Raw genomic sequence first — 25,820 nt, 5'->3', positions numbered from 1 at the left:
GGAGGAAAAAGATGCGGTTTAAAGCTCTAACTGATAAAGGAAATAAACGCAGTACAAACGAAGATAATTTTTATATAGATGAAGAAATTAATTTTTTTATGGTTGCTGATGGTATGGGAGGACATGCTGCTGGCGAAGTAGCAAGTCAGATTGCAGCAAGCTTTGCCGCTGATTTTGACTTTGATTTATCTAATCCTCTGGCTAGTTTGAGCAGTTTAACTTTTTCAATTAATCGTGAGATTATTAGAAAAAGTAATTCAAATCAAGAATATATGGGAATGGGTACAACCTTTGCTGCTGTAATAATTCAGGATAGTAAAATCTATTATGTTAACTTAGGAGACAGCAGAATTTATCTTTATAATCGAAATAATAGAGAATTGAAAAAAATATCTAAAGACCATTCATTGGTCGGAAAGCTGCTGCGAGAAAATAAAATTACAGAAGCAGAGGCCTTCAATCATCCTCAAAAAAATATTGTTACTCAGGCTTTAGGTTTGGATGATGATTTAGATTTAGATATAGGTGAGATTAAAGTAGCTAAAGATGATTATCTATTATTATGTACTGATGGTTTGTCAGATATGATTAAAAAAAGTAAAATTGAAGAAATCTTTTTTAAAAACAATCAAACTGAAGCAATAGCTGAGCAGCTGCTGCAGGAATCTCTAACTAGTGGTGGCTTTGATAATATAACTTTGATAGTAGTTGGTTACAGTGAAGAATAACAAATATTTTTTGATGATAATTGAGGTGAATTTATGCAGGGTAAGATTTTAAATAACCGTTATAAGATAATAAAAGAAATTGGCCGAGGTGGAATGGCAATTGTCTATTCCGCTCGAGATACTCTGTTGGAAAGAACAGTTGCTTTGAAAATGCTGCGTCCGGAATATAAATCAGATGCTGAATTTATAGATAAGTTCAGACAGGAAGCACGAGCTGTAGCAAGATTATCTCATCCTAATGTGGTCAGTATTTATGATATTGTGGTAGATGATGAAAGAATTTATCTTGTAATGGAAATTGTTGAAGGAAAAACTTTAAAAGATATTATAAAAGAAAGAAATAAACTTTCTATTGCAGAATCGTTAGAGATAGCAAGACAAATTGCTGCTGCTTTGTCAGTTGCTCATGGTAACCAAATTGTTCATTGTGATATTAAACCACACAATATTATTTTAAATGACGATATGGAAGTTAAAGTTACTGATTTTGGAATTGCAAGGGCTCTAAGTAATTCAACTGTAAAAGTAACAGAAACTGTTGTCGGAAGTGCTCATTATTTTTCACCTGAACAGGCTAAAGGTGGAGAAATCAAGGCTTATTCTGATGTCTATTCTTTAGGAGTAGTATTATATGAAATGACAACAGGTGAGCTCCCTTTTCAGGGAGAAAGTCCTATTTCAGTTGCTCTGAAACATATCCAGCAAAAACCAGTTGAGCCTTCACATATAAATAGTGATATTCCAGAAGAGGTTAATAAACTGATCATGAAAGCAATTGCTAAAGATCCTGCTGATCGTTATCAAGATGCTTATGAAATGAGGCAGCAGATAACATATTGTCTCAAAAATCTTAAAAACAAAGGCAAAAAGCAAACTAAAAAAGAAAAATTTAATGCTGATGAAACTAAGGTAATGAAAAAACCCGACTTTTCTTTTTTAAATAATTCTGATCATAAGCAAAATAATACTAATCATAAAAATACTGATAAACTCCAGAAAAATAAAAATGAAAGCAAAGCAGGAGCAGAAAATTCAGATTCTAAAGGTGAAAACAATAATAAATATAAAAAGCCGTTATTTATCATTGCAGGTATATTATTATTTTTTCTAGTTTCAATTGGAGGAGTCTTATTCTTTTTTAACCAATACACTAATGTACCAATTGTTCAGGTGCCAGATATTGAAGGTAAAAGTTTAAGTGAAGCAAGAAATATGGCTTCTGAAGTTGGCTTAAGTTTATTAGAAAATGAAGAGCGAGTATTTAGCGAAGAATTAGCTGAAAATTATATTGTCAATCAGCAGCCGAGACCTGGGGAAAGGATAAAACAGAGCCGGTCCATAAATATTACTGTAAGTAAAGGTCCACAGCTAATTAAAATTCCTGATTTTATTGGTAGTTCTTTAAGGGAGGCCTTAATTGAACTTGATAATCTTTCACTCAAAAGTGGAGATATCCAGTATATTTTTAGATTATCTGAAGAACCAGGAACTGTAATTAATCAAATACCTGCTGCTGGAGCAGAGGTTGAAAAAAACAGTGAAGTTACTCTATTTGTCAGCCGGGGTGAAAGAAATATTTCAGTCAGAATGCCGGATTTAACTGGTTTAGAACAAGCAGAAGCTGTTAACTTAATTAGAGAAAAAGGACTTAATGTTGGTCAGATTAGTGTTGAAAGTTCTAATCGTTTTATTGATGGACAGGTTATTTCTCAAAGTATAAAAGCGGGGGAATATTTACCAAGAGGAATTGCAGTCGATTTTGTAATCAGCAGAGGTTCTACAAATTCTTCAGCGGAGGATTTTCATTCAAATCGAATTTCTATTAATGTTACGGGTTCTGAGCGGAGAGAGGTAAGAATTGTGATTGAAGATGATAATGGTGAAGAACAGGTTTATCAGGCAGTCCATGAGCCTGGAGATAATATTGTCAGGGATATTCAAAGTCAGGGTGAAACAGAACTGAGAATTTATTTTGATGATCAATTAATTAAATCAGAGAGTTTTGGGGGATGATAGTCTAGATGAAGGGCATTTTGATTAAGTCGATTGGAGGTTTTTTCTTTGTAGCTTCTCGTTCTAAAGAGATATATCAGTGCAGAATTAGAGGAAAGATTAGAGAAAAAATATATCCAGGTGATTATGTAGAGATTGATAAAGAAAATAAAATACTTGAAGATTATTATCCCAGAAATAATTTGCTTAAAAGACCAAAAGTTGCTAATGTTGATCAGGTAGTAATTATGCATTCTATTAAAGATCCGGAATTCACACCATCATTATTAGATAGATTTTTACTGCTTGTTGAAAGTTCTGGTTTCGAACCGCTAATTGTTATTAACAAAATTGATCAGGCTGAAGTAGGCTTTGAAGCTGATTTTGAAGAATATAAAGAAGCTGGTTATGAACTTCATTTTATCAGTGTTAAAGAAAATATTAATTTAGATAAATTATTTGAGAGATTGAATGATAAAATTAATGTTTTAACTGGTCCTTCTGGAGCTGGTAAATCATCATTTTTAAATAAAGTAATTGAGAATGCAGATTTGAGAACTGCTGCAGTGAGTAAAAAGCTAAAAAAAGGAGTTCATACAACCAGAATGGTAGAATTGTTATCTTTACCAAATCAGGGCTGGGTTGCAGATACTCCTGGTTTTTCTTCAATGACTAAGATTAATTTTGAGATTGAACCCGAAGATTTATCCTGGTATTTCCCTGAAATAGCACAATATAATAATGACTGCAAATTCAATAGATGCAGCCATTTGCATGAACCTGGATGTGTGGTTCAAAAGAAAGTTAAAAACGGAGAAATATCTGAGAGAAGATATAAAAGTTATAAACAAATATATAATGAACTAGAAAAAAAGGAGAGAAGATACTAATGAAAACAGAATTTGCACCTTCACTGCTTGCATCAGATTTTAGCCAATTAAAAGATCAGATTCAATTAATTAAGGAAGCCGACTATTTACATTTAGATGTAATGGATGGAGTTTTTGTTCCTAATATTACTTTTGGCCCTGGTTTAATAAAAGCTATAAAAAAACATACTGCTCTTCCTTTTGATACCCATTTAATGATTACTAAACCAGAGAGATACATTAAAGACTTTGCTGAGGCCGGTTCTGATATTTTAACAGTTCACTTAGAAGCAACAGATCATATTCATCGAGTTATTCAGCTGATAAAAGCTGAGGGAATTAAAGCCGGTGTTTCCCTTAACCCCGCAACTCCTATTGAAACTCTGGAATATCTTTTACCAGAACTGGATCAGGTATTAATTATGTCTGTTAATCCTGGTTTTGGTGGTCAATCATATATTCCTCAGATGACTGAAAAGATTGCTAAATTAAATAAAATCATTGAGGCTAATAATTATGACTGTAAAATTGAAGTAGATGGAGGTATAAAGACTTTTAATCTGAAAGAAATTGTTGAGGCTGGAGCAGATATTATTGTTGCTGGTTCTGCAATTTTTGGTGCAAAAAAACCTGCAGCTGCCCTGTCTGAAATGAGGAGTATAGCAGCTGATGTCTGATAAAACAGCAGCTTTAATTTTAAATGGCGTATTGGATTTAGACAAAGATGAATTTGCAGAAAAAATAAAAAATTATCAGATAGATAAAATTATAGCAGTTGATGGTGGGGCTAATAATATTCGAGAATTAGAAGTTTTGCCAGATCTGATTTTAGGAGATCTTGATTCAATAACTAAACAAAATAAAGATTATTACAGCCGAAAGAATATCGACTTATTAAAATATCCTGTGGAAAAAGATCAGACTGATAGCGAAATCGCGGTAGATTACTGCCTGGAATATGGAATAAATAAAATATATTTATTTGCTGCTCTCGGGGGGCGAATCGATCAACAGCTGGCTAATTTAAATCTTTTAGAATATATTGATGAAATAAATTTGGAAGCTAAAATAATTTCTCAAAAAATAGAAATTGCTCTAATTAAAAATAATCATCAATTTGAGCATAAAAAGGGTTATAGACTTTCTCTGATTCCTCAGAGCAAAAAAGTTGAAGGGGTAACTATCAAAGGCTGCAAATATAATTTGGAAAATCAGGATATAAAAAGATCTAAAAGTAGAGGTATTAGTAATTTAATTGAAGAGGAGAAAGCTGAAGTTATTATAGAAAATGGTGTGTTATTTTATGTTTTAGAAAATTTAGATTAGAGAGCAGTAAGTAAGTGGAGGTTATAATGGATATTTATCAAAAAGCTTTAAAATTACATAGTGAAAATCGTGGTAAAATTGAGGTTAAGTCTAAAGTCAGAGTTAGAAACAGAGAAGAATTAAGCCTTGCTTATTCTCCAGGAGTTGCAGAGCCCTGTCGGGAAATAGCAAAAGACAGAGATAAAGCTTATGAATATACAGCTCGTGGAAATCAGGTAGCAGTTGTCTCTTCTGGTACAGCAGTTCTAGGATTAGGAGATATTGGGCCAGAGGCTGCTCTGCCGGTTATGGAAGGGAAGGCCGTTTTATTTAAAGAATTTGCGAATGTTGATGCCTTTCCGCTTTGCGTAGGCAGCAGAGAGGTAGATGAAATAGTTCAGTTTGTTAAATTATTGGAACCAACCTTTGCTGGTATAAATTTGGAAGATATTTCTGCACCTAAGTGTTTTGAAATTGAAAAAAAATTAAAAGAAGAAACTAATATGGCAGTATTTCATGATGATCAGCACGGAACAGCAGTAGTTGTTCTGGCAGCAGTGATTAATGCCTTGAAATTAGTAGATAAAAAATTAGAAGAAATAAAAATTATTGTTAACGGTGCAGGCGCTGCAGCAACAGCTGTGTCTAAACTTTTGTTAGATGCTGGAGCAAAAAATTTAATCATAAATGATAAAATAGGAATTTTAAATAAAAATAATCTTGAACAATATGATCCTTTAAGACAGAAACTAATTGAGAGAACAAATCCTCAAAATTTAAGTGGTGGTCTTGAAGAAGCTGTTGCAAATGCTGATTTGTTTATTGGTCTTTCTGTTGGTAATATCTTAAAAGCTGAAATGGTTAAAAAAATGGCGGCCGAACCTTTAGTTTTTGCAATGGCAAATCCAACCCCGGAAATAAAACCAGAATTGGCATTAGAAGCTGGAGCAGCTGTTATTGCCACTGGACGATCCGACTATCCAAATCAAATCAATAATGTACTGGCATTTCCCGGTATTTTTAGAGGAGCGCTGGATTTAAGAGCAGTAGAAATTAGTGAAGAGATGAAAATTGCTGCTGCAGAAGCTATAGCATCTCTGGTTGGGGATAAACTTGATTATGAATATATTATTCCAGATCCCTTTGATCAACGTGTAGTACCAGCAGTTGCTTTTGCAGTTGCTAAAAGTGCAGTTGAAAATAACTTAGCAGGTCTGGAAATAAGTGAGCAAGAGATAAAAGAAAAAATTGCTAAAAGTTTAAACTAAGATAAAAGTACTAAAGGGAGCAGAATTTATTAATAAATTCTGCTCCCTTTTTATCTAAATCTAAATTAGTAAGCTCTTTCAACTTTACCTGATTTAAGACATTGAGTACACACCTTAATTCTTTTTGGTGATCCATCAACAATTGCTTTAACTTTTTTTAGATTTGGACGCTGAGTTCTTTTTGTAGAACTAGTAATATTACGTCCAACTCCTCCTTTTTTCTTAGCTTTACCACGTCTTTGTATGCTGTTGGCTGTATTTCCACCTTTACCACAAATCTCGCAGACTCTGGACATAGAAAAACACCTCCTATCTAAAAATAAAATCTCTGTCAGATTACATTTTAACATAGATAAAGACTCTTTAGCAAGTTTATTAGTGCTGTTTAGAGAAAAATATAAGTTTTTATTTGCAGGAAAGTATAAATTTATCTTGAATTAATATATAAATGAGTAGATAATTAAAAATGTCTAAATAATTTTATTCTTGCATAGAGGCTTTAGATAAGATAGAATAATTATGTATGAAAAGAGGTGTAAAGAATGGAAAAAGAATTAAAAAATGAACTAGGTAGAATTGTAATTGACGAAGAGGTAATAGCTAAAACAGCAGGAATTGCTGTTATGGAATGCTATGGCCTTGTTGGAATGTCTTCTAGAAGTGTGCAGGATGGTCTTGCAGATCTTTTAGGTTGGGACAATATTAGTAAGGGTGTTGGTGTTGATATTAGTGAGGATAAAGTTTATCTAGATTTAAATATTATTGTTGAATATGGAACTAATATTCATGAGGTAGCTCATAATGTTATGGAACGAGTTCGCTATACCCTTGAAAAGAAAGTTGGAATTGAAGTTGTTACTATAGATGTTAATGTAAGGGGAGTGAGGGTTGGCGATGCCAATTAATAATCAGAAAATAACTGCAGTTGATGCAGAAGAATTTAAAAATATGATGTTTACATCATTATACTGGTTAAAAAAACAAAAATCTTTTATCGATTCATTAAATGTTTTCCCGGTCCCAGATGGTGATACGGGAACAAATATGTATTTAACCTTTAAAGAGGCAGTATCCAATCTTGAGAATAGTAAATCTAATAGTGTTTCAGAACTGTCTGCTGAGCTTTCTAAAGGTGCTTTAATGGGAGCTAGAGGTAATTCAGGTGTTATTTTATCTCAGCTGGTTAGAGGTTTTGCTCAGGCACTAAAAAACAAGAAAAAAATGAAAGCAAAAGACTTAGCTAATGCTTTAACAAAGGCTTCTGAGGTAGCATATCATGGTGTTTTAAAACCTGTTGAGGGTACTATTTTAACTGTTTCTCGGGAAGCAGCTGAAAAAGCCGCTGTAGAGGTGGATTCAACTGAAGATATACTAGAATTATTAGAGATCACTATTAAAGCTGCGGAGGAATCCTTAGAGCGGACACCTGAGCTGCTTGATGCTTTAAAAGAAGCAGAGGTTGTTGATGCAGGTGGACAGGGCTATTTAACTATTCTCGAAGGGATGTTAAAAGGCTTAAAAGGTGAGAAAGTAGAATATCAAGCTGCAGCTGCTGTAGAAAAGCCAGCTAAAAAACCTAAGGCTGCAGAGGATATAAAATTTACCTATTGCACTCAGATGTTAATTCAAATTGACAACTTTAAATCTAATATAGATAGATTAATTGATAAAATAAGAAAAGATATGCAGAGTTATGGGGACTCGATTATGGTTGTTGGTAGTGACGATGTAATTAAAATTCATATTCACAGCAATCATCCAGGAGTACTGCTGGAGTACGGCCTAAAAAAAGGAAAAGTTTTTGATATTAAGATTGATAATATGCGAAAACAGAATGAAGAAAAAGTAAAGCGGGAAAGTGATGATTTTGATCATTCTCAATTCCATCCAAATCATAATGAAGCCGCTGCTGAAAGTTTAGATACCGAGCTTAAAGATGATGTTGATGTTAAAGAAGCTGAAATAAAAAACAGCGGCCAGCAGGAAATAAATCAAGATAATGAAACTGCTGAAGCTGATGCAGTAATTAAAGCTGCTAAAAACATTGGAATTATTTCTGTTGCAAATGGTGAAGGGATCATTAATATTCTAAAAGAATTAGGTGTTGATCATGTGATTAAAGGTGGTCAGTCTATGAATCCTTCTACTAATGATTTTCTAGAAGTTGTAGAACGGATGGATACTGAAAAAATTATTATACTACCTAATAATAAAAACATCATTTCTGCAGCTAAACAGGTATCAGAGCTGAGTGAAAAAGAGATTGCTATTATTGAAACTAGGTCCATTCCACAAGCTATAAGTGCGCTTATGGTTTTTGATGATCAGCTGGAGCTAGAAAAGCTAAAAGAAGAAATGGAAGCTGAAATTAAATATGTAAAAACTCTTGAAATCACTCAAGCAGTTAAAGATTCTAAAGTTAATGGTCTTGAAATAAAAAAAGATCATTATATTGGTTTAAAAAATGGAGATATTTTAGTTAGTGCAGATAATGAAAAAGAAACAGTGAAAAAATTATTAGATGAAGTTGCTGAAGATGAAGAATTAGCGACTATCTATTATGGTGAAGGAATAACAGAGGCTGAAGCAGAAGCAATTAAGCAAGTTATGGAGAATAACTTTGATTTTGATGAAATTGAAGTTTATCTCGGTGGACAGCCCCTATACCCCTTTATAATTTCATTAGAATAGGATGTGTTAATATGATTGCCATAGTGACTGACAGCACCTGTGATTTACCAGCAGAATTTATGGAAAAATATTCAATAGAATTTGTACCCTTAATTGTTCATTTTAAAGAAGATACCTATTACGATAAAATTGATCTTGATAGTGATAAATTATTTTCTATGATGGAGAATTCTGATGAACTACCTACAACTTCACAGCCATCTGTGGGCCTTTTTATAGAAAAATATCAAAAACTAGCTGCTGAATACGATCAGATTATTTCTATCCATATATCTTCTGCTTTAAGTGGAACTCTTGAGTCAGCCAGGTTAGCGGCTCAGCAGGTGGAGGATATCGCGGTTGAAGTAATTGATTCTAAATCTACAAGCAGTGGGCTCGGATTTTTAGTTTTACTTGCAGCAGAAATGATAGAGTCAGGAAAAAGCGTTGAAGAAATTAAGGAAACTCTGTCAGTAGAAAGAGAAAAGCTAACAATTTATTTTACGGTTAATGAGTTAACTTATTTAGAAAAAGGGGGTAGAATTGGAAAAGCTCAGGCATTTTTGGGGAGTATTTTTAATTTTAACCCAATTCTAGAACTTTCTACTGAAGTAGGTGAAATAACCCCTAAAGAAAAAATTAGAGGTTATAAAAAAACCAATCAAAAAATGATTGAGCTGGCATTAGAGGCAGCTGGAAATAGTGATCAGGTAAACTTTGCTTATGTTTATGGTGAAGAAAGTGATAACTTTTTGCAGTTTAAAGAATTATTTACAGCTGAGCTTCAAAAACAAAATCAATATAAGTACAATATTTTAGAAAATAAAATTGGAACTGTACTAAGTTCTCATACAGGTCCGCTTGTTTATGGAATAGTTATTTATAGAGGAGAATTATTGGGAGAATGAAATTAAAACTTTCAGATAAAGTTCAATTTATTAAAGGTGTTGGGCCCAGATGGGCCGAGCGCCTTTCAAAATTAGAGATAAAAACTGTTAAAGATCTCTTATATTATTTTCCCCGTGAATATGAAGACCGCAGCCAAATAAGTCAAATCAAATATACTGCTGTTGGTGAAAAAGCAAATTTTAAGGTTGAAGTCTTAAAGATAAATTATCAACGAATACGTAATAACCTTGATCTGTTAAGAGTTTCTTTTTCAGATGGTAGTGGTGTGGTTAACGGGATTTGGTATAATCAGTCATATCTTCGTGAACAATTTAATAAAGGTGATAAGTATTTAATTAGTGGTAAAATAAGTGAAAAAAACTGGAGAAAATATAATAGAAAAGAAATTAACAATCCAGTCTATGAAAAATTAGATTCTGAAGCCTCAGTTTTAAATACCGGGCGCATTGTTCCGGTTTATTCATTAACAGAAGGCTTAACTCAGCGACGTCTGCGTCGAATTATTGCTAATGCTTTAAAAAGTCACGCACCATTACTTAAAGATCAGCTCCCACAATTTATTCTAAAAAAATATAGTTTTCTTAATTTAAAAACCTCTATTCTTGGAATGCACTTTCCAAAAAATGAAAAACATCAAAAATATTCACGAAGACGTTTAGCCTTTGAAGAATTTTTCTATCTGCAGCTTTATGCTTTAGAAGAGAAGAAAAAATATAATGATTTAAAAGGAATTAAACATCAGTTTATTAAAGCTGAAAATAGAAAATTTTTAGAAAAACTTGATTTTGATTTAACCTCTGCTCAAAATAGAGTTTGGTCAGAAATAAGAAAGGATATGGAATCCCCTCAGACAATGTCCAGGTTATTACAGGGGGATGTTGGATCCGGTAAAACTGTGGTAGCAGCATTAGCTCTGCTGGAAACAATGGCTAATGGTTATCAGGGTGTTTTTATGGCACCTACAGAAATTTTAGCAGAACAGCACTATTTAAATTTTAAGGAGCTTTTAAGTGAATTTAACTACAACATTGAGCTTTTAACAGGAAGTGTTAAACAAGCTGAACGCAAAGATATTGAAGCCAAAATTGAAAAAGGTAATAGTGACTTAATAATTGGAACTCATGCTCTTTTTCAGGAAAGCTTAAATTATGATAATCCAGGTTTGATAGTAATCGATGAACAGCATCGTTTTGGAGTTGAGCAGCGGCACAGTTTAAAAGAAAAAGGAGACAATCCTGATTTGCTGATTATGACAGCAACCCCAATTCCTAGATCAATGGCTATGTTAATTTATGGCGATTTAGATCTATCTGTAATTGATGAGATGCCTCCGGGAAGAAAAAAAATTGCGACCTTTTGGAGGAGAGAAAATAGAAGAAAGCAAATTTATCAATTTCTGAAAGAAAAGGTCAACACAGGAAGACAGGCCTACATTGTTTGTCCTTTAATTGAAAAATCAGAAGAAATGCCTAAATTAATTTCAGCTGAAGAATTATATCAGGATCTTAATTCAGGTTTTTTTGCAGATTATAATCTGGCCTTACTGCACAGTTCGATTGCAGCTGATGAGAAAAAGGAAATAATGGAAAAGTTCAGAGATGGTGGAGTAGATATTTTAATTGCAACTACAGTAATAGAGGTTGGAGTAGATGTCAGTAATGCCAGCATCATGATTATAGAAAATGCGGAAAGGTTTGGTCTGGCTCAACTCCATCAATTAAGAGGACGAGTTGGTCGCGGAAAACATCAGTCATATTGTATTTTAATCTCTGATCCCTCCGGTGAAGATTCAGCTCATAGATTAGAAATCATGTGTAAAAGTAATAATGGATTTTTAATTGCTGAAGAAGATTTAAAAATGCGGGGGCCGGGAGAGTTTTTCGGAACTAAACAGCATGGAATTGATGACTTAAAAGCAGCTAGTTTAATTGACGACCAAAATCTTTTAGTGAAGGCTAGAGATGAAGCTGCTTTAATAGTAAAAAATAAAAATTGGCAGCAAGAATATAAGAATTTAGCTGAAATAATTTCGCAAATAGAATTAAAGATCTAAGCATGTTTGGAGGAACTTAAAATGAGAATTATTGCCGGCAGAGCTGGTGGTTTAAAGTTGAAAAGTTTGAAAGGAAGAGATGTAAGACCTACCTTAGATAGAGTTAAAGAATCAATGTTTAATATTATTGCTTTTGATTTACCTGGAGCAGAAGTTTTAGATTTATTTGCGGGTTTTGGTAGTTTGGGTATTGAAGCTCTCAGTCGAGGGGCAAAAAAAGCAGATTTTGTAGAGATTAATAAAACACATTTAAAAGTTATTGAAGATAATTTGAAAAAAGCTAAGCTTTTTGATTTAGCTAAACTTTTTAAGCGGGATGTTTATTTATATCTAAAAAGCTGTAAGCAGAAATATGATATTATTTTTATGGATCCTCCGTATGAAAAAAATATGAGTGCTGAGGCTGTTAAATTAATAATTGAGAATGGACTATTAAAGGAAAAAGCTTTGATTATTAGTGAGAGATCTGAAGCAGAAGAGGTTGAAGAATTTACAGAACTAAATATCATAAAAAACAAAAAATATGGAAATTCATTAATTACAATTTATCAACTCAAATAATAATAAGGGGGAAAGGGTAGAATGGCAAAAAAAATAGTATATCCGGGAAGCTTTGATCCAATTACAAATGGCCATCTTGATATTGTAGAGAGGGCAGCAAATATTTTTGATGAAGTTATTGTTTCTGTATTTCATAATCCAAATAAAGAGCCAGTTTTTTCAATGGGTGAGAGAGTAGAAATGTTAGAAAGAGCTGCTAAAGATTTAGATAATGTAAAAGTAGACTCTTTTTCTGGTTTAACTACTAAATATGTGAAATCAATTGGGGGGGAGGCAATTCTGAGGGGGTTAAGAGCTGTGTCTGATTTTGAAGGGGAGTTTCAAATGGCATCAATGAATAAACACTTGGATGATAGTATTGAAACTATCTTTTTAATGACAGATACTAAATATGCCTTTTTAAGTTCTAGTGTAATTAAAGAAGCTGCTTATTTTGAGGGAGACATTAGTGAACTAGTTCCTGATTTTGTTTATCATAAATTAAAAGCTAAACTTTCAACTAAAAAATAGAGGTGACTGTTTTGACAGCAACTGCTTTTTTGAAACTTGTAGAAATTCAGACTAAAATTGCAAGTTTTACTCCTTTTTTAATGGGAAACTTGTATTTATTATATCATTATTCTAATTTTAAAATTACTAATTTTATCTTAATGTTTATTTCACTGCTTTCTGTTGATATGGGAACGACAGCTATTAACAACTATCAGGATTATTTGAAAGCTGAAAAAAAAGAGGGCTTCAATTATGAACAGCATAATGCAGTAGTAAATTATAATTTAAGTCAAAAAACTGTTAAGAAGACTATATTCATTCTTTTTTCCTTAGCTGTAGTAACTGGTTTGCTGCTTTATTTAAAAACTGATGTTATAGTTTTATTTATTGGTATCATATCATTTATTATTGGTATTTTATATACATCAGGTCCAGTTCCAATTTCTAGAACCCCATTAGGCGAAGTTTTTTCAGGATTTACTATGGGTTTTTTTATTACATTTCTGGCAGTTTATATTCATAATTTAAATTTAATAAATATTTTTTTAGAATCTGAAAGCTTAATCCTGGAATTTCAGTACTCAGCAATTTTAAAAATATTTGTTTTTTCATTACCTTTAATTTTTGGGATTGCGAATATTATGCTGGCAAATAATATTTGTGATATAGAAGATGATTTAGAAAATAATCGCTATACACTATCGATCTATTTATCTCGCAATAAGAGCCTGAAACTTTTCAAATATTTATATTATTTTTCTTATTTAAGTATCGTAATTTCAGTGATTTTTAATATTTTGCCTTTAATTGCTCTGCTGGCATTATTATCAATTTTTAAAGTTCAACAAAATATTAATAAATTCGAAAAAAAACAGACTAAAAAAGATACATTTGTTTTAGCGGTTAATAACTTTATGATCATCAATTATACAACAGCAGTTACTATGATTTTAGCTATTTTATTCTAATCTAAAAAGGAGAATTATTATGACATTACTCGGGAATATTATTTGGTTTATTTTTGGAGGCTTAATTGAAGCAATATTTTGGTTTGCTGCTGGTGTTTTATCATCAATAACCATTATTGGAATTCCAATTGGTAAACAGTGTTTTAAAATGGCTAAAATGCAGATTGCCCCTTTTGGTAAAGAGGTGATTGAAAAAGATAGTTCATCTTTGGGTTTAATAGCCAATATTATTTGGGTCCTTGTTTTTGGGTGGGAATTAGCAGTAGCTAACTTGATTTCTGCTCTGATATTTGCTTTGACAATTATTGGAATTCCTTTTGCAAAGCAGAGTTTAAAACTTGCTTATTTATCATTAATGCCTTTTGGAAAAGATATTAGAAAATATAGTTAAGATGTATTTATAAATTGCAGACTCAAAAATGTGCGCTGCAGCTTTTAAAATAGCAGAAACACAATCAGATGCATTAAATAGCTGGCTAAAGGAGATTAATAAATAATTATGAATTTATCTTTTGACAACAGTATTACTGCTAAAGTAGTTAAAGCGATAGCCGAATTTGATTTAATTAATGATGGAGATAAAATTGCTGTGGGCCTTTCTGGAGGCAAGGATAGTACATTTCTGCTTTTAATTTTAAAATTGTTTAATCAGCATTTTAAAAATGATTTTATTTTAGAAGCTGTGCATGTGGATCCTGGTTTTGATGATTCTACAGCTTTAGAATTAAAAAAAATAACAGCTGCTTTAGATCTTAAAATTAAAATTATAAAAACAAATATTTCGGATTATATAGCAGCAAAAGAAGAAGATAATCCCTGCTCTAAATGTGCTCATTTTCGTAAAGGAGCAATTATTAATTATTTAAAAGATAATAATTTTAATAAATTAGCTTTTGGTCATCATCTAGATGATGCAGTAGAAACGTATCTGATGAGTATCTTTTATTCCGGTCAGCTAAAAACCCTGCAGGCTAAAAGATATTTAAGTAAAAATAAAATTGAAATAATTAGACCTTTGATTTATCTTCGTGAAGATATTATAGAAGAGGAAATTGAAAATAAAGATATTACTGTTCTTAAAAGCTCCTGTCCATATGATGGCAGAACTATAAGATCAGAAATACGAAAAGAATTCAATAAATTTTTTGAAGATGACTTATTGTTCTCAAATTTAGTTTCTGCAATGCGGGAAAAAAATAATAGAGAATTATGGCTGGCAGAGATGGATAAACAAATTTTAACTAAAAAAATGAAAAATTATTGGGAAAAGGGATAGGGATATGATTTTGTTAAGCTAATGACGGCAGCTGAAATAAAAGCTATATATTCATAAAAGAACCGCTGTCTTAAGACAGCGGTTTTAATCTTTTGTTATTTATGAAACTAGGTCATCAGCTCTTTTACCAAAGATGCTAACTATAATATATAGAGCCACTAAACCAAGAGGTAATAAAAATACTGCAGAGAAACCAAAACCTGCTGGTAAGAAGCCAAATAAAGCTGCAACCAGACCAACTGTTAGGGCATATGGCATTTGAGTAGTAACATGATCCATATGGTCGACAGCCGAAGCGGTAGAAGACATAATTGTTGTATCGGAAATCGGTGAGCAGTGGTCTCCCATAACACTTGCAGTTAAAACCGCAGCAATTGTTGGCAGCATTGGGATTCCAATTGAATTAGCTAAAGGAATTGCCAGCGGCATTACAATAGCAACTGTTCCCCAGGAACTTCCAATTGTAAAGGCTATAAAAGCCGAAAAAACAAAAATCATTACAGGTACAATTTCAGGAATTATATTACCTTCTAAAATAGAAACTAAATAATTTGCAGTACCTAAATCATCAGTGATGCTTCCAATTGACCAGGCTAAAATAAGGATTAGACAGGCAATAAACATTGACTTTGCACCATCAATCCAGCCGTCTACAGTTTCACCGATTGTTAAAATCCCTTTTGCTAAAGCGAGAATTCCAGCAATAAAACTACCACTAATTGCCGCCCAGAGAAGAACAATACTGGCATCTGCATTCCCAAAAGCATCTCTAATGGAGGTTCCAGCTTCTAAACCACCACCGTTGTACCAGAGACCTACTAAAGTAACTAAAATAACACCAATTATGGGTAAAAATGAGTTTGCAAAAGTAAAGCTTTCACCTTCAGGTTGTTCAATTTCTTCCATTTCCTGTGAAACCATTGGTGTGGATCCAGGTCTCAAAGTTTCTCCTGTAGAGCGGGCTCTCTTTTCTGCTTTTAACATTGGGCCAAAATCTTTAGCTGTAAAAATAATGATTAAAGCAAAACCAAGGGCAAAAATACTATAAAAACGATAAGGTATTGTCTGCACAAAAGTTCCATAAGCACTAATTTCTAATCCTAAAGAGTCAAAACCATCTCTAATTACACCAACTTCAAAGGCAATCCAGGTTGAAATTGGAACTATACTTGAAACTGCAGCAGCAGTTAAGTCAACTATAAAAGCTAATTTTTCTCTAGAAATTCTCATTTTATCGGTAATTGGACGCATTGTATTTCCAACAATTAAGGTGTTAGCATAGTCATCAAAAAAGATAAGCACACCCATTACCCAGGCGGCAAACTGTGTTTTAACAACTGAATTTGCTCTTTCAGCAACATATTCACCAATTGCAATAATTCCACCTGATTTGTTAATAATTCCAATCATTCCACCCATAGCTAATAAAAATAATATAATTCCAGCATTCCAGGAATCTGCAAGTGATGCTAAAATATAATTATCTAAAGTGTGCATAAAAGCAAAAAGCGGATTATATGCATTGGTAATTAATGCACCTGCAAAAACTCCTAAAAATAAAGATAATACAACCTGCTTACTCCACCAGGCTAAAATAATTGCCAGCAGAGGTGGGAGTAAAGATATAATACCGTAACTTTCCATAATAAATCCTCCTTGTTTTTTTGTTTTGATTAGTAACTAATTTTAAAGGCATAAAAAATACCCGGCGATATGCCGGGTTAATAGCAAAAATCGCCTCATCTTCTTTATTCTTACTTGAGATAGCACAACATAATAAATGAATTATTATGACAGTTCTGTATATTTTATATACAGCCCCAGTAAATTTTTTGAACCAAAAAAAATTCACTTCGGCAGAAAAACCTTTCACCTTTAATTTATAATCCTGGTTCGGGGGAAATATAAAAGGTTACTGATTTTTTCTGCACCTCTACCTCACCAAAGGGATGAGGTATTTTATGATTAGTCAAACTGCTAATCAAATCTCAGATATTTAATTTATATCGATTATAACTTAGCAAATAATCGATGTCAAGGAATCTGCAAAAAAAACTTTGCATTTAGAAGTATTTATCATATATAATAGTAGTGTTGGTTTTTATAAATTTGGCATTCAAAAAATTATCTAAAGAGGAAGATAGATATGAAAAAGAATTATATAAATAAGTTTTATTCGCGCTTAATTGGAATAATTTTAATTGTATTTATAATCAGTAATTTTGTTCCTGTTCCTTATCAAATAATGGAGCCTGGAATAGCAGCAGAATTATCACCAATGATAAAAGTGAAAAATGGTTATGATAATCAAGGTGAGTTCTTATTAACTGCAGTCAGTACCAGAAGAGCAATGGCCTGGGATTATTTTTACTTGACTCTATTTTCACCTGATGACCGAGAGTTAACTTCAATAGCTGATCAGCTGCCTGAAAATATGGATATGAACGAATATATCGATTTAATGGCTGAGCTAATGGAAGAAAGCAAACTCCAGGCACAGGCTGTAGCTTTTAGGCAGGCTGGGTATAATGTTCAAGTAACAGGAGAGGGAGCAGAAGTAGTTGAAGTTATGAAAGAGGGATCAGCATATAATAATCTAAAAAAAGGAGATTTGATAACTGCTGTTGATGGTAAAAAAGTAGAAATGGCAGCAGATGCTGTAAATATAATAAAAAATAGAAATATTGGCGATACCGTAGAAATCAAAGTTATTAGAAATGAGAAAGAGCTGATTTTTAATTTAAAAACATTAGAACTTGAAGGAAATGAGGGTAACCCTTCAATTGGAGTCTTAATTAGCTCCAAAGGTTTAGAATATGAGATACCGGGTGAAGTTAACTTTAAGACAGATAATATAATTGGACCCTCAGCCGGCAGTGTTTTTACAATGGAAATTTATAACCAGCTGATTCCAGAAGATATTACTGGTGGTAGAAAAATAGCTGGAACCGGAACAATAAGTTTAGATGGTGAAATTGGTCGAATTGATGGGGTTAAATATAAAATAATGGCGGCCAAAGAAGTTGGAGTAGATCTATTTATTGTACCTGAAGAAAATTATGAGACAGCTGCTGAATATGCTGATGGTTTAGAATTATTAAAGGTAAAAACAATTTCCGATATAATTAGTCATTTAGAAAAAGATCTCAAGCTATAAAGTGATAGAGTGAAAGTCTGCTTGCAAATCTCGTGGGCTTGCCCCGAGGAGGGTCAATATATTTTGATTAAACGCTGGTGGAAATCTCTGTGGGACTGACTGTGTTTCTGGTTTTCATATAAAAGTGCATAAAGATCGCTGGCCAGCAGATCATAGCTTAAAGAAAGTTCTAGAGCAGCTTCAGCCTGGATATTGATCTCATTAATTTTTTCAGCAGGGTTAATAATGACTTCTGCCTCTGCTTCAGCCTGCAGTTTAGAAAGTAGATATTCTTTACCCTTTTTTACCCCAAGAACACGCAGGTAATGGGGGGCATTATTTTCTACCAGTTCAATTTTTGCAGTATCTAAGGAAAAATAAAGCTGTAGAATTTTCCTTTTAATTCTGCTTTCGGTTAGATTTTTGGCTTTTAAGGCTTCTAAAAATGATTCAGCCTTAAATTCAGCTGCAGCTGTATTGATAAAACGATTTTCCAAACCGTTATTTATCCCATTATATTTTGTTAAGTCTTCAGCTTGCAGACGTCTGATTTGATCTATAGTTTTTACAATGATTTGCTTTTGGGAACTATTTTTTACATATCTCCCTAATTCAACTTCCTTTTTTAAGATTGACCAGGCTGGTTCTGGCATTAACTTTTTAACAACCTGTAGAGCTTCTTTTTGATTTCGATTATTGAATAAATTTCTGATTAAAGAGGCACTTGCATAGTTTTTATTTATTTCCTGGCTGTGATAATTGGTGCCCATTCTTTTAATAGTATATGCTTTTATCTTAGAATCTAATTTAAATAATGATTTCAGGTATTCGATAGCCAGAATATTATTTGGTGCTGCTAAGACTTTTTCAATTTTTTTTGAATTAAATTTTGCTAAATCATTAAAATCTTGATAAGTATTAAGTAATGCCTTAGCTCTGGCAGTTGGAAAGTCTAAGCCATTTTTTAAATAATTTTGTAATGATTTTTTGAAAGCGGGACTTTCTTTTGTTAGAGCTTCTGCAGCAGCAGAGAGGAGTTCTAGATCACCGGCTTCACTACCGAAGACAATAGAGTCAACTAGATTAGTTTTTTCAAGGCTTAAAACAGAGTAGTGGGCAAAATATTCTGCACTGCGGATATCATAGACGAAGGGCAATTCCAAAACCAGATCAACACCACAGCTTAAAGCCTGTTTAGTTCTGGCCCACTTGTCAAGAATTGCTGCATCTCCACGCTGAGTAAAATTACCACTCATAATCACAATCAAATCATCATTTCCGGTAATTTCTCTGCTTTTTTGGAGATGATACTGATGACCATTGTGGAAGGGATTATATTCAACTATTAAGGCAGTTGTTTTCATTAGTAACACTCCAAATTATTAATTTAATATTTTCAATATATTGTTCCAATTTAAATAAAAGTTTTATTTTTCGAACTTCTTTTAATAAAAAAGGGTTTGAAACTTTAATATAGTATTATATATATAATAGCAAATATATAAAGAAAGAACAAATAACTTATTTTTAAAACCACGGGGGAGGAAATTTAAATGGATGTATTAAAAGATTTTAAAGAGAAAGCTGCTTCTAATCTACAGACAATTATTTTTGCTGAAGGTGATGATGAAAGAATAATTAGAGCTGCAGCAGAAGTAGAGGCAGAAAAAATTGCTAAAATTATTATTTTAGCTGAAGCAGAATCTATTCAAAAGCAGGCTGAAGAATATGGTGTTGACTTAAGTGGGATTGAAATTATTAATCCTGAGAAATCTGAATACATAGCAGAATTTACAGATGAATTTTATGAGCTAAGAAAACATAAAGGTATTGCAAAAGAAGAGGCTGAGAAAATTGTAAAAGACCCTTTGTATTTTGCTACTATGATGATTTATACTAATAAGGCAGATGGAATGGTTGCAGGAGCAGCAAATGCTACTGGTAATGTATTAAGACCTGCTTTCCAAATTGTTAAGACTGCTGAAGGTATTTCAACAGTTTCAAGTGCTATCATAATGGTATTAAAAGATAAATCATTTGGGGAAGATGGAGTCTTAGTTGTATCTGATTGTGCCGTAAATCCAGCTCCAAACTCAGATCAGCTGGCTGAAATTGCAATAACTACAGCTGATACAACAAAAAGATTGTTAGGTTTTGAACCAAGAGTGGCTATGCTGTCATTTTCAACAATGGGTAGTGCCAAACATGAGAATGTAGATAATGTTAGAAATGCAGTTGGAATTGCTCATAAAAATGCTCCTCATTTAAAAATTGATGGAGAAATGCAGGCTGATGCAGCATTAGTAGAAAGTGTTGGCAGCAGAAAAGCTCCTGGCAGTGAAATAGCAGGTAAAGCAAATGTATTGATTTTCCCTGACCTGCAGTCCGGTAATATCGGCTATAAATTAGTTCAGAGACTGGCAGGTGCAGATGCTGTTGGGCCAATTTTACAGGGGCTTGCAGCACCAATTAATGACCTTTCTCGCGGTTGTTCAGTTGATGATGTTGTTAATTTAACTGCAATTACAGCAGTTCAAGCTCAAAATTAATAAATAACATAAAACTTAGGAGGAAAAGAATGAAAATACTTGTAATTAATAGCGGCAGCTCATCTCTAAAATATCAGTTATTCAATATGGAGACAGAAATTGTCTTGGCAAAAGGACTTATTCAAAGAATTGGAATCACTGATTCATATTTAGAATATGAAAATGGTAGTGGAGATGAAATTGTAATAGAAAAAGATATTCCTAACCATAAAGTAGGAATTGAATTATTAATCGAAACTCTGTTATCAGAAGATCACGGAGTTTTGAAAGATATGGACGAAGTTGAAGCAATAGGGCATCGAATTGTTCATGGTGGAGAAGCTTTTGCTCATTCAACAATTATTGATGAAGAAACCATTGAAAAAGTAGAGTCTGTTTCAGATTTAGCTCCTCTGCATAATCCACCTAATATTATGGGAGTTAAGGTTTGTAAAGAATTAATGCCTGACAAACCACAGGTTGGAGTTTTTGATACAGCTTTCCACCAGAGCATGCCAGAAAAAGCATATATTTATGCTCTTCCTTACGAATATTATGAAGAATATGGAGTTAGAAGATATGGTTTTCATGGTACATCACACGGTTATGTAGCTAAAAGAGCTGCCGAAATGATGGACCAAGATTTATCTGAACTAAAAATTATAACCTGTCATCTTGGTAATGGAGCTAGTGTAGCTGCAGTTAAAAATGGTAAATCAGTAGATACAAGTATGGGCCTAACTCCACTTGAAGGATTAGTTATGGGAACCCGTTGTGGAGATATTGATCCAGCGATAATTCCATTTATTATGGCTAAAGAAAACATTTCCGCTTCGGAGATGGACGATATTTTAAATAAGAAAAGCGGTCTGCTGGGAGTTTCTGGAGTCAGCAGTGACTCACGTGATGTAGAAGATGCAGCAGCTGCAGGTAATCATCAGGCAGAAATTGCAATAAAATTATTTAATTATAGAGTTAAAAAATATATCGGAGCTTATTCAGCTGCAATGGGTGGAGTTGATGCAATTGTCTTTACTGCAGGCATCGGAGAAAATTCGATTGATACTCGTGCAGAGATTTTAGAAGGATTAGAATATTTAGGTATTGAGCTCGACCAGGAAGCTAATGACTGCCGGGGAAAAGAAGTATTTATTTCTACTGCTGATTCTAAAGTTAAGGCAATGGTGGTTCCAACAAATGAGGAATTAGTAATTGCAAAAGATACAATGGAATTAGTAAATCAGTAAATTTTTGCTTGACAGTTCAGGCTGCTTTTTATATAATAAAACGTGGCTATTTACAGGGGTGATCAAATAAATTGGATATTAACCTCAGTGATTTAAAAGAAATCGGAGGCAGAAAAAATGTCTCACTGGAGCTGAAATTTCACAACTTAGAATTTGTAGATCGTGAAATTGAAATAAAAGATAAGGTTCAGCTTGAACTTGAAATTTATAATACAGAGGATTCTTTTCTTGTTCAAGGAACTTTAGAAGCTGAACTAATTTTAAGCTGCAGTCGTTGTTTACAAAAGTATAGTTCTACAATAAAATTGGATATTTCTGAAGATGTAATGAAAAGTGAAATGGAAGATGAGGAAGAACTATATCTAGACGATATAATTGTGGATAATATAATTCTATCCTTACCAATGAAACCTCTCTGTTCAGAAGATTGTAAGGGCATTTGTCCTCAATGTGGTCAGGATTTAAATGAGGGAGAATGTGATTGCGAGATAGAAACAGTAGATCCTCGTCTGGCAAAACTTAAAGAATTTTATAATGATCAAGAATAATTAAAGGAGGTGTATAGAATGGCTGTACCTAAAAAACGGACTTCTAAAACACGTAAGCGCAAAAGACGTACTCACAAAAAACTGAGTGCACCTAGTCTTGTAGAATGTTCAAACTGCCATGAGAAAATTTTACCTCATCATGTATGCCCAGAATGTGGACATTATGATGGAAAAAAGGTGACTGGAAATTAAATCATTTTAGATAAACAGAGATCTCTGAGCTGGAGATTCTCTGTTTTTTTCTTACCACAAACTTGCAATTGACCGACGGTTGAGATATAATGTTTTGCAAATGATAAAGATATAAATTTTTGTTTTTTTGGACTCTGGGAGGCGGCAATATTGTATAGAATAGCTGTTGATATAATGAGTGGAGAAAAAGATGAATCCGAATTAATTGCAGGAGCTTTAAAGGCTTTAAAAGAAGATAAAGAAATAGAATTGACCCTGATTGGTGAATATGATATTATAAGCGAAGAGTTAGCAAAAACTGACTATGATTCGAAAAGGCTTAAAATTGAAAATGCAGATGAAATTATAACAATGGATGAATCACCAATTAAAGCCCTGCGCAAAAAAAAGAATGCCACAGTAAATGTTGGGGCAGCTCTTTTAAAAAAATCGGAAGTTGATGCTTTTATATCTCCAGGTAATACTGGTTCAGTAATGGCAGCTGGTTTGTTAAGAGTTGGAAGGATTAAGGGAGTTTCCCGCCCGCCTATCGCAATTCAATTTCCTGCTGCTGAAGGAAGCACTTTAGTTTTAGATAATGGTGCTAATACAGACTGCAGTCCTGAAAATTTACAGCAGTTTGCTTTAATGGGACAGCTTTATGCAAAAAATGTAATGAAAATAGAAAATCCTAAGGTAGCTCTTTTAAATATTGGAGAAGAGAAGACAAAGGGTAATAATTTAAGTAAAGAAAGTTATCAAGTTTTAAGTGATGATCCAAGAATAAAAAATTTTATTGGTAATGTTGAAGGTAGAGATATCTTTAGTGACAAAGTTGATGTTGTTGTAACAGATGGCTTTGTTGGAAATGTAGTTCTCAAAACAACAGAAGGAGCAGCTTCGTTTTTTCTTGATTTAATTAAAGAGAGTTTTAAAACAAATTTACGTTCTAAAATTGCTGCTTTTTTAATAAAACCATATTTGAAAAAAGTTTTAAAAAAAATTGATTATAGACAATATGGAGGAGCGCCTTTATTAGGAGTAAATGGTATTGTGATTATTAGTCACGGCAGTTCTGACAGCACAGCTATTTATAATGCGGTCAAGACTGCTAAAAAGACTGTAAAAGAAGATATAGTAGAATTGATTAAAGTTGAGTTAGAAAAGAATGAGGAGTTGGAATAAATGGCATTGAAAACAGAGCTTTGTGATTTATTGGAGATTGAAAAGCCAATTATTCAAGGAGGAATGGCCTGGGTTGCTACCGGTGAACTGGCAGCAGCAGTGTCTAATGCAGGAGGCCTGGGTGTAATTGGTGCTGGAAGTGCACCAGCTGATGTAATTGAAAAGGAAATTGATAAGGTAAGGAAATTGACTGATAAACCATTTGGTTTAAATATTATGTTGCTTTCCCCTTTTGCTGAAGATATAATTGATTTGGCTATTGCAAAAGAAGTTCCTGTTATTACTACAGGTGCTGGTAACCCTGGTAAATATGTAAAAAGATTTCAGGAGATTGGTTCAAAGGTAATACCAGTTGTTCCTTCAGTTGCTCTTGCTAAAAGAATGGCAAGATTGGATGTTGATGCAGTAATTGCAGAAGGAACTGAGGCAGGAGGTCATGTAGGAGAGCTGACAACCATGGCCCTTGTACCACAGGTAGTTGATGCCGTGGATATCCCTGTTATTGCAGCAGGTGGTGTTGGTGATGGCAGAGGTTTAGCAGCTATTTTAGCCTTAGGAGCCAGTGGTGTTCAAATTGGAACTAGATTTGTTTGTTCTGAGGAATGCACCGCATCTTTGAACTTTAAAAAGGCAATTGTAGGAGCTAGAGATAGAGATGCAGTTGTTACTGGACGTAGTACCGGTCATCCGGTTAGAAACTTAAAAAATAAGCTGACTAAAGAAATGGACAAATTAGAAAGTCAGGGCGTAGATCCCAAAAAGATTGAAGAAATTGGCTCAGGTAAACTTAGAGATGCTGTTATTGATGGAAATGTTAAAGAAGGTAGTGTAATGGCCGGACAAATTTCCGGTATGATTTCTGAAATTAAATCTGTCAAAGAAATAATTGAAGAAATATTGTTAAAAGCAGAAGAAACAATTAAAAGCAATTATAATTTATTAAATTAATTTAGTTTTAAATCACAATAACTTAATTTAGATTATTAGATTATTATATTTTAAGTTTTATTATTTAGTTAAATTTAGATTTCAACATTAAGTAAAGAGGTGTCTAATTTGATAGACCTTAAAAACAAGAAAGTCTTAATTACAGGAAGTTCACGAGGTATTGGAGCAGAAATAGCTAAAAAAATGGCTGCTTTAGGTGCTGAAATAACTATAAATTATGCTAACTCTCAAAGTCGAGCAGAAGCAGTAAAAAGAGAGATTGAAGCAGCAGGTGGCACAGCTCATGTAGTTCAGGCTGATGTAAGTGACTTTGATCAGGCAGCTGAATTAGTAAAAACTGCTTATAACAAGATGGATGGTTTAAATGTATTAGTTAACAATGCCGGAATCACCAGAGATAAGCTGCTTTTGAGAATGAAAGAAGCTGACTGGGATAGTGTTTTAGATATTAATTTAAAAGGAGTTTTTAACTGCACCAAAAACGCAGTTAGATATCTACTTAAAGCTGAGAATGGGAAATTAATTAATTTATCATCTGTAGTTGGTATTAATGGTAATGCCGGTCAGGCGAATTATTCTGCAGCTAAGGCTGGAATAGTTGGATTTACTAAAACAATGGCTAAAGAACTAGCTTCAAAAGGTGTCTGCTCTAATGCAATTGCACCTGGTTTTATTGATACTGAAATGACAGAAGAGTTAAGTGATAAAGTTAAGGCTAATATTATTTCTCAAGTACCATTAGCTCGTTTGGGTCAGGCTGAAGAAGTTGCTGATTTAACAGCATTTTTAGCTTCAGATAACGCAAACTACATAAATGGGGAAGTAATTAAAATTGATGGCGGCATGGGAGCCTAGATACTATTCTAACTTTGGTTAGGCATGTATTAATAATCCCTTTGTTATAAATATTTTCAAAAATATATAGTGCGGCGGGCTCGATGCCCTAGTGCTGTGACGCACTCGATG

The 25,820-nt window shown here is 33.2% G+C and carries 26 protein-coding genes and 1 riboswitch; of the genes, 23 read left to right on the top strand and 3 right to left on the bottom strand.

All coding sequences use genetic code 11. The features are described from left to right. Positions 1–11 precede the first annotated feature (11 nt). From C7954_RS00595 to C7954_RS00570, 6 genes are read left to right on the top strand one after another with little or no spacing between them, the layout of a single operon-like run. A complete protein-coding gene (locus tag C7954_RS00595; protein ID WP_073156129.1) occupies positions 12–728 on the top strand; it encodes a Stp1/IreP family PP2C-type Ser/Thr phosphatase in 717 nt (238 codons plus the stop codon). Positions 729–761: 33 nt separating this feature from the next. Then, positions 762–2,741: a Stk1 family PASTA domain-containing Ser/Thr kinase gene (pknB, locus tag C7954_RS00590; RefSeq protein ID WP_089719334.1), complete on the top strand. Its 1,980-nt coding sequence runs from the start codon at positions 762–764 to the stop codon at positions 2,739–2,741. Positions 2,742–2,749: 8 nt separating this feature from the next. Next, a complete protein-coding gene (gene rsgA, locus C7954_RS00585; RefSeq protein ID WP_134058417.1) occupies positions 2,750–3,610 on the top strand; it encodes a ribosome small subunit-dependent GTPase A in 861 nt (286 codons plus the stop codon). Continuing rightward, positions 3,610–4,266, top strand: coding sequence for a ribulose-phosphate 3-epimerase (gene rpe / locus C7954_RS00580; RefSeq protein WP_089719332.1), 657 nt, complete (start codon positions 3,610–3,612; stop codon positions 4,264–4,266). Before rsgA ends, rpe begins: the two co-directional genes overlap by 1 nt. Beyond that, positions 4,259–4,915: a thiamine diphosphokinase gene (locus C7954_RS00575; RefSeq protein ID WP_089719329.1), complete on the top strand. Its 657-nt coding sequence runs from the start codon at positions 4,259–4,261 to the stop codon at positions 4,913–4,915. The genes rpe and C7954_RS00575 overlap by 8 nt, the downstream gene beginning before the upstream one ends. A 26-nt stretch (positions 4,916–4,941) precedes the next feature. Further along, positions 4,942–6,162: an NAD(P)-dependent malic enzyme gene (locus tag C7954_RS00570; protein WP_089655661.1), complete on the top strand. Its 1,221-nt coding sequence runs from the start codon at positions 4,942–4,944 to the stop codon at positions 6,160–6,162. A 65-nt stretch (positions 6,163–6,227) separates the two neighbouring features. Here the strand turns inward: C7954_RS00570 and rpmB are convergent, their stop codons facing one another. Beyond that, the gene (gene rpmB / locus C7954_RS00565) at positions 6,228–6,458 is read right to left on the bottom strand and encodes a 50S ribosomal protein L28 (RefSeq protein WP_005488849.1); all 231 of its coding nucleotides are present in this window, start codon (positions 6,456–6,458) and stop codon (positions 6,228–6,230) included. 246 nt (positions 6,459–6,704) lie between these two features. On the opposite strand from rpmB, the gene C7954_RS00560 reads away from it, so the two are divergent. The 9 genes from C7954_RS00560 to C7954_RS00520 all read left to right on the top strand — a co-directional run bounded on the left by C7954_RS00560 (position 6,705) and on the right by C7954_RS00520 (position 15,091). Then, positions 6,705–7,067 carry an Asp23/Gls24 family envelope stress response protein gene (locus C7954_RS00560; protein WP_073156113.1) on the top strand — a complete coding sequence of 121 codons (363 nt, stop codon included), beginning with the start codon at positions 6,705–6,707 and terminating at the stop codon, positions 7,065–7,067. Beyond that, positions 7,057–8,853, top strand: coding sequence for a DAK2 domain-containing protein (locus tag C7954_RS00555; RefSeq protein ID WP_089719327.1), 1,797 nt, complete (start codon positions 7,057–7,059; stop codon positions 8,851–8,853). The genes C7954_RS00560 and C7954_RS00555 overlap by 11 nt, the downstream gene beginning before the upstream one ends. An 11-nt stretch (positions 8,854–8,864) precedes the next feature. Continuing rightward, a complete protein-coding gene (locus C7954_RS00550; protein WP_110300703.1) occupies positions 8,865–9,740 on the top strand; it encodes a DegV family protein in 876 nt (291 codons plus the stop codon). Next, positions 9,737–11,794 (top strand): ATP-dependent DNA helicase RecG, encoded by a 2,058-nt coding sequence (gene recG, locus C7954_RS00545; protein ID WP_089719322.1) that lies wholly within the window; start codon positions 9,737–9,739, stop codon positions 11,792–11,794. The genes C7954_RS00550 and recG overlap by 4 nt, the downstream gene beginning before the upstream one ends. Before the next feature lie 21 nt (positions 11,795–11,815). Further along, positions 11,816–12,355: a 16S rRNA (guanine(966)-N(2))-methyltransferase RsmD gene (rsmD, locus tag C7954_RS00540; RefSeq protein WP_073156103.1), complete on the top strand. Its 540-nt coding sequence runs from the start codon at positions 11,816–11,818 to the stop codon at positions 12,353–12,355. A 21-nt stretch (positions 12,356–12,376) separates the two neighbouring features. Continuing rightward, on the top strand, positions 12,377–12,865 hold the full coding sequence (gene coaD, locus C7954_RS00535; RefSeq protein WP_089655657.1) for a pantetheine-phosphate adenylyltransferase: 489 nt from the start codon (positions 12,377–12,379) through the stop codon (positions 12,863–12,865). A gap of 11 nt (positions 12,866–12,876) precedes the next feature. After that, on the top strand, positions 12,877–13,815 hold the full coding sequence (gene menA, locus C7954_RS00530; protein WP_089655656.1) for a 1,4-dihydroxy-2-naphthoate polyprenyltransferase: 939 nt from the start codon (positions 12,877–12,879) through the stop codon (positions 13,813–13,815). A 19-nt stretch (positions 13,816–13,834) separates the two neighbouring features. Continuing rightward, the gene (locus C7954_RS00525) at positions 13,835–14,206 is read left to right on the top strand and encodes a YccF domain-containing protein (protein WP_073156095.1); all 372 of its coding nucleotides are present in this window, start codon (positions 13,835–13,837) and stop codon (positions 14,204–14,206) included. A gap of 108 nt (positions 14,207–14,314) precedes the next feature. Beyond that, positions 14,315–15,091 carry a tRNA 2-thiocytidine biosynthesis TtcA family protein gene (locus C7954_RS00520; RefSeq protein WP_134058414.1) on the top strand — a complete coding sequence of 259 codons (777 nt, stop codon included), beginning with the start codon at positions 14,315–14,317 and terminating at the stop codon, positions 15,089–15,091. Positions 15,092–15,190: 99 nt separating this feature from the next. Here C7954_RS00520 and C7954_RS00515 read toward each other — a convergent pair whose 3' ends face one another. Beyond that, complete coding sequence (locus tag C7954_RS00515) at positions 15,191–16,735, bottom strand: Na+/H+ antiporter NhaC family protein (protein WP_089719316.1); 1,545 nt, start codon at positions 16,733–16,735, stop codon at positions 15,191–15,193. 112 nt (positions 16,736–16,847) lie between these two features. Then, positions 16,848–17,035, bottom strand: a riboswitch (Lysine riboswitch). 202 nt (positions 17,036–17,237) lie between these two features. Here C7954_RS00515 and C7954_RS00510 point away from each other — a divergent pair. After that, positions 17,238–18,248, top strand: a complete 1,011-nt coding sequence (locus C7954_RS00510; RefSeq protein ID WP_073156086.1) for a YlbL family protein — start codon at positions 17,238–17,240, stop codon at positions 18,246–18,248. Between the two features lie 53 nt (positions 18,249–18,301). Here the strand turns inward: C7954_RS00510 and C7954_RS00505 are convergent, their stop codons facing one another. Further along, positions 18,302–19,591, bottom strand: a complete 1,290-nt coding sequence (locus C7954_RS00505; RefSeq protein ID WP_134058411.1) for a tRNA(Met) cytidine acetate ligase — start codon at positions 19,589–19,591, stop codon at positions 18,302–18,304. Between the two features lie 189 nt (positions 19,592–19,780). Here C7954_RS00505 and pta point away from each other — a divergent pair, with 189 nt between their 5' ends. The 7 genes from pta to fabG all read left to right on the top strand — a co-directional run bounded on the left by pta (position 19,781) and on the right by fabG (position 25,709). Further along, entirely contained in the window at positions 19,781–20,776 is a 996-nt protein-coding gene (gene pta / locus C7954_RS00500; RefSeq protein ID WP_089716464.1) for a phosphate acetyltransferase, read from the top strand. 29 nt (positions 20,777–20,805) lie between these two features. Further along, positions 20,806–22,002 carry an acetate/propionate family kinase gene (locus tag C7954_RS00495; protein WP_089722684.1) on the top strand — a complete coding sequence of 399 codons (1,197 nt, stop codon included), beginning with the start codon at positions 20,806–20,808 and terminating at the stop codon, positions 22,000–22,002. A gap of 71 nt (positions 22,003–22,073) precedes the next feature. Continuing rightward, the gene (locus C7954_RS00490) at positions 22,074–22,550 is read left to right on the top strand and encodes a YceD family protein (RefSeq protein WP_073156076.1); all 477 of its coding nucleotides are present in this window, start codon (positions 22,074–22,076) and stop codon (positions 22,548–22,550) included. 18 nt (positions 22,551–22,568) lie between these two features. Then, positions 22,569–22,742, top strand: coding sequence for a 50S ribosomal protein L32 (gene rpmF / locus C7954_RS00485; RefSeq protein ID WP_073156074.1), 174 nt, complete (start codon positions 22,569–22,571; stop codon positions 22,740–22,742). Positions 22,743–22,892: 150 nt separating this feature from the next. Then, the gene (gene plsX, locus C7954_RS00480) at positions 22,893–23,906 is read left to right on the top strand and encodes a phosphate acyltransferase PlsX (protein WP_073156071.1); all 1,014 of its coding nucleotides are present in this window, start codon (positions 22,893–22,895) and stop codon (positions 23,904–23,906) included. Next, the gene (fabK, locus tag C7954_RS00475) at positions 23,907–24,854 is read left to right on the top strand and encodes an enoyl-[acyl-carrier-protein] reductase FabK (protein WP_134058408.1); all 948 of its coding nucleotides are present in this window, start codon (positions 23,907–23,909) and stop codon (positions 24,852–24,854) included. 108 nt (positions 24,855–24,962) lie between these two features. After that, positions 24,963–25,709: a 3-oxoacyl-[acyl-carrier-protein] reductase gene (fabG, locus tag C7954_RS00470; protein WP_081374482.1), complete on the top strand. Its 747-nt coding sequence runs from the start codon at positions 24,963–24,965 to the stop codon at positions 25,707–25,709. The last annotated feature ends 111 nt before the right edge of the window (positions 25,710–25,820 follow it).

Source organism: Halanaerobium congolense, from assembly GCF_004366375.1.
Lineage (GTDB): Bacteria > Bacillota > Halanaerobiia > Halanaerobiales > Halanaerobiaceae > Halanaerobium > Halanaerobium congolense.
The sequence above is the reverse complement of the archived record's forward strand: the minus strand, read 5'-3'. Positions and strand labels throughout refer to the sequence as shown.

Coding starts and splice junctions, on each gene's coding strand:
- C7954_RS00595 (WP_073156129.1), top strand. CDS start 12: ATGCGGTTTAAAGCTCTAACTGATAAAGGAAATAAACGCAGTACAAAC.
- C7954_RS00525 (WP_073156095.1), top strand. CDS start 13,835: ATGACATTACTCGGGAATATTATTTGGTTTATTTTTGGAGGCTTAATT.
- pknB (WP_089719334.1), top strand. CDS start 762: ATGCAGGGTAAGATTTTAAATAACCGTTATAAGATAATAAAAGAAATT.
- C7954_RS00575 (WP_089719329.1), top strand. CDS start 4,259: ATGTCTGATAAAACAGCAGCTTTAATTTTAAATGGCGTATTGGATTTA.
- C7954_RS00570 (WP_089655661.1), top strand. CDS start 4,942: ATGGATATTTATCAAAAAGCTTTAAAATTACATAGTGAAAATCGTGGT.
- rpmB (WP_005488849.1), bottom strand. CDS start 6,458: ATGTCCAGAGTCTGCGAGATTTGTGGTAAAGGTGGAAATACAGCCAAC.
- C7954_RS00520 (WP_134058414.1), top strand. CDS start 14,315: ATGAATTTATCTTTTGACAACAGTATTACTGCTAAAGTAGTTAAAGCG.
- C7954_RS00550 (WP_110300703.1), top strand. CDS start 8,865: ATGATTGCCATAGTGACTGACAGCACCTGTGATTTACCAGCAGAATTT.
- coaD (WP_089655657.1), top strand. CDS start 12,377: ATGGCAAAAAAAATAGTATATCCGGGAAGCTTTGATCCAATTACAAAT.
- rpmF (WP_073156074.1), top strand. CDS start 22,569: ATGGCTGTACCTAAAAAACGGACTTCTAAAACACGTAAGCGCAAAAGA.
- rsgA (WP_134058417.1), top strand. CDS start 2,750: ATGAAGGGCATTTTGATTAAGTCGATTGGAGGTTTTTTCTTTGTAGCT.
- C7954_RS00515 (WP_089719316.1), bottom strand. CDS start 16,735: ATGGAAAGTTACGGTATTATATCTTTACTCCCACCTCTGCTGGCAATT.
- recG (WP_089719322.1), top strand. CDS start 9,737: ATGAAATTAAAACTTTCAGATAAAGTTCAATTTATTAAAGGTGTTGGG.
- C7954_RS00510 (WP_073156086.1), top strand. CDS start 17,238: ATGAAAAAGAATTATATAAATAAGTTTTATTCGCGCTTAATTGGAATA.
- rsmD (WP_073156103.1), top strand. CDS start 11,816: ATGAGAATTATTGCCGGCAGAGCTGGTGGTTTAAAGTTGAAAAGTTTG.
- C7954_RS00495 (WP_089722684.1), top strand. CDS start 20,806: ATGAAAATACTTGTAATTAATAGCGGCAGCTCATCTCTAAAATATCAG.
- C7954_RS00555 (WP_089719327.1), top strand. CDS start 7,057: ATGCCAATTAATAATCAGAAAATAACTGCAGTTGATGCAGAAGAATTT.
- fabK (WP_134058408.1), top strand. CDS start 23,907: ATGGCATTGAAAACAGAGCTTTGTGATTTATTGGAGATTGAAAAGCCA.
- pta (WP_089716464.1), top strand. CDS start 19,781: ATGGATGTATTAAAAGATTTTAAAGAGAAAGCTGCTTCTAATCTACAG.
- C7954_RS00560 (WP_073156113.1), top strand. CDS start 6,705: ATGGAAAAAGAATTAAAAAATGAACTAGGTAGAATTGTAATTGACGAA.
- C7954_RS00505 (WP_134058411.1), bottom strand. CDS start 19,591: ATGAAAACAACTGCCTTAATAGTTGAATATAATCCCTTCCACAATGGT.
- rpe (WP_089719332.1), top strand. CDS start 3,610: ATGAAAACAGAATTTGCACCTTCACTGCTTGCATCAGATTTTAGCCAA.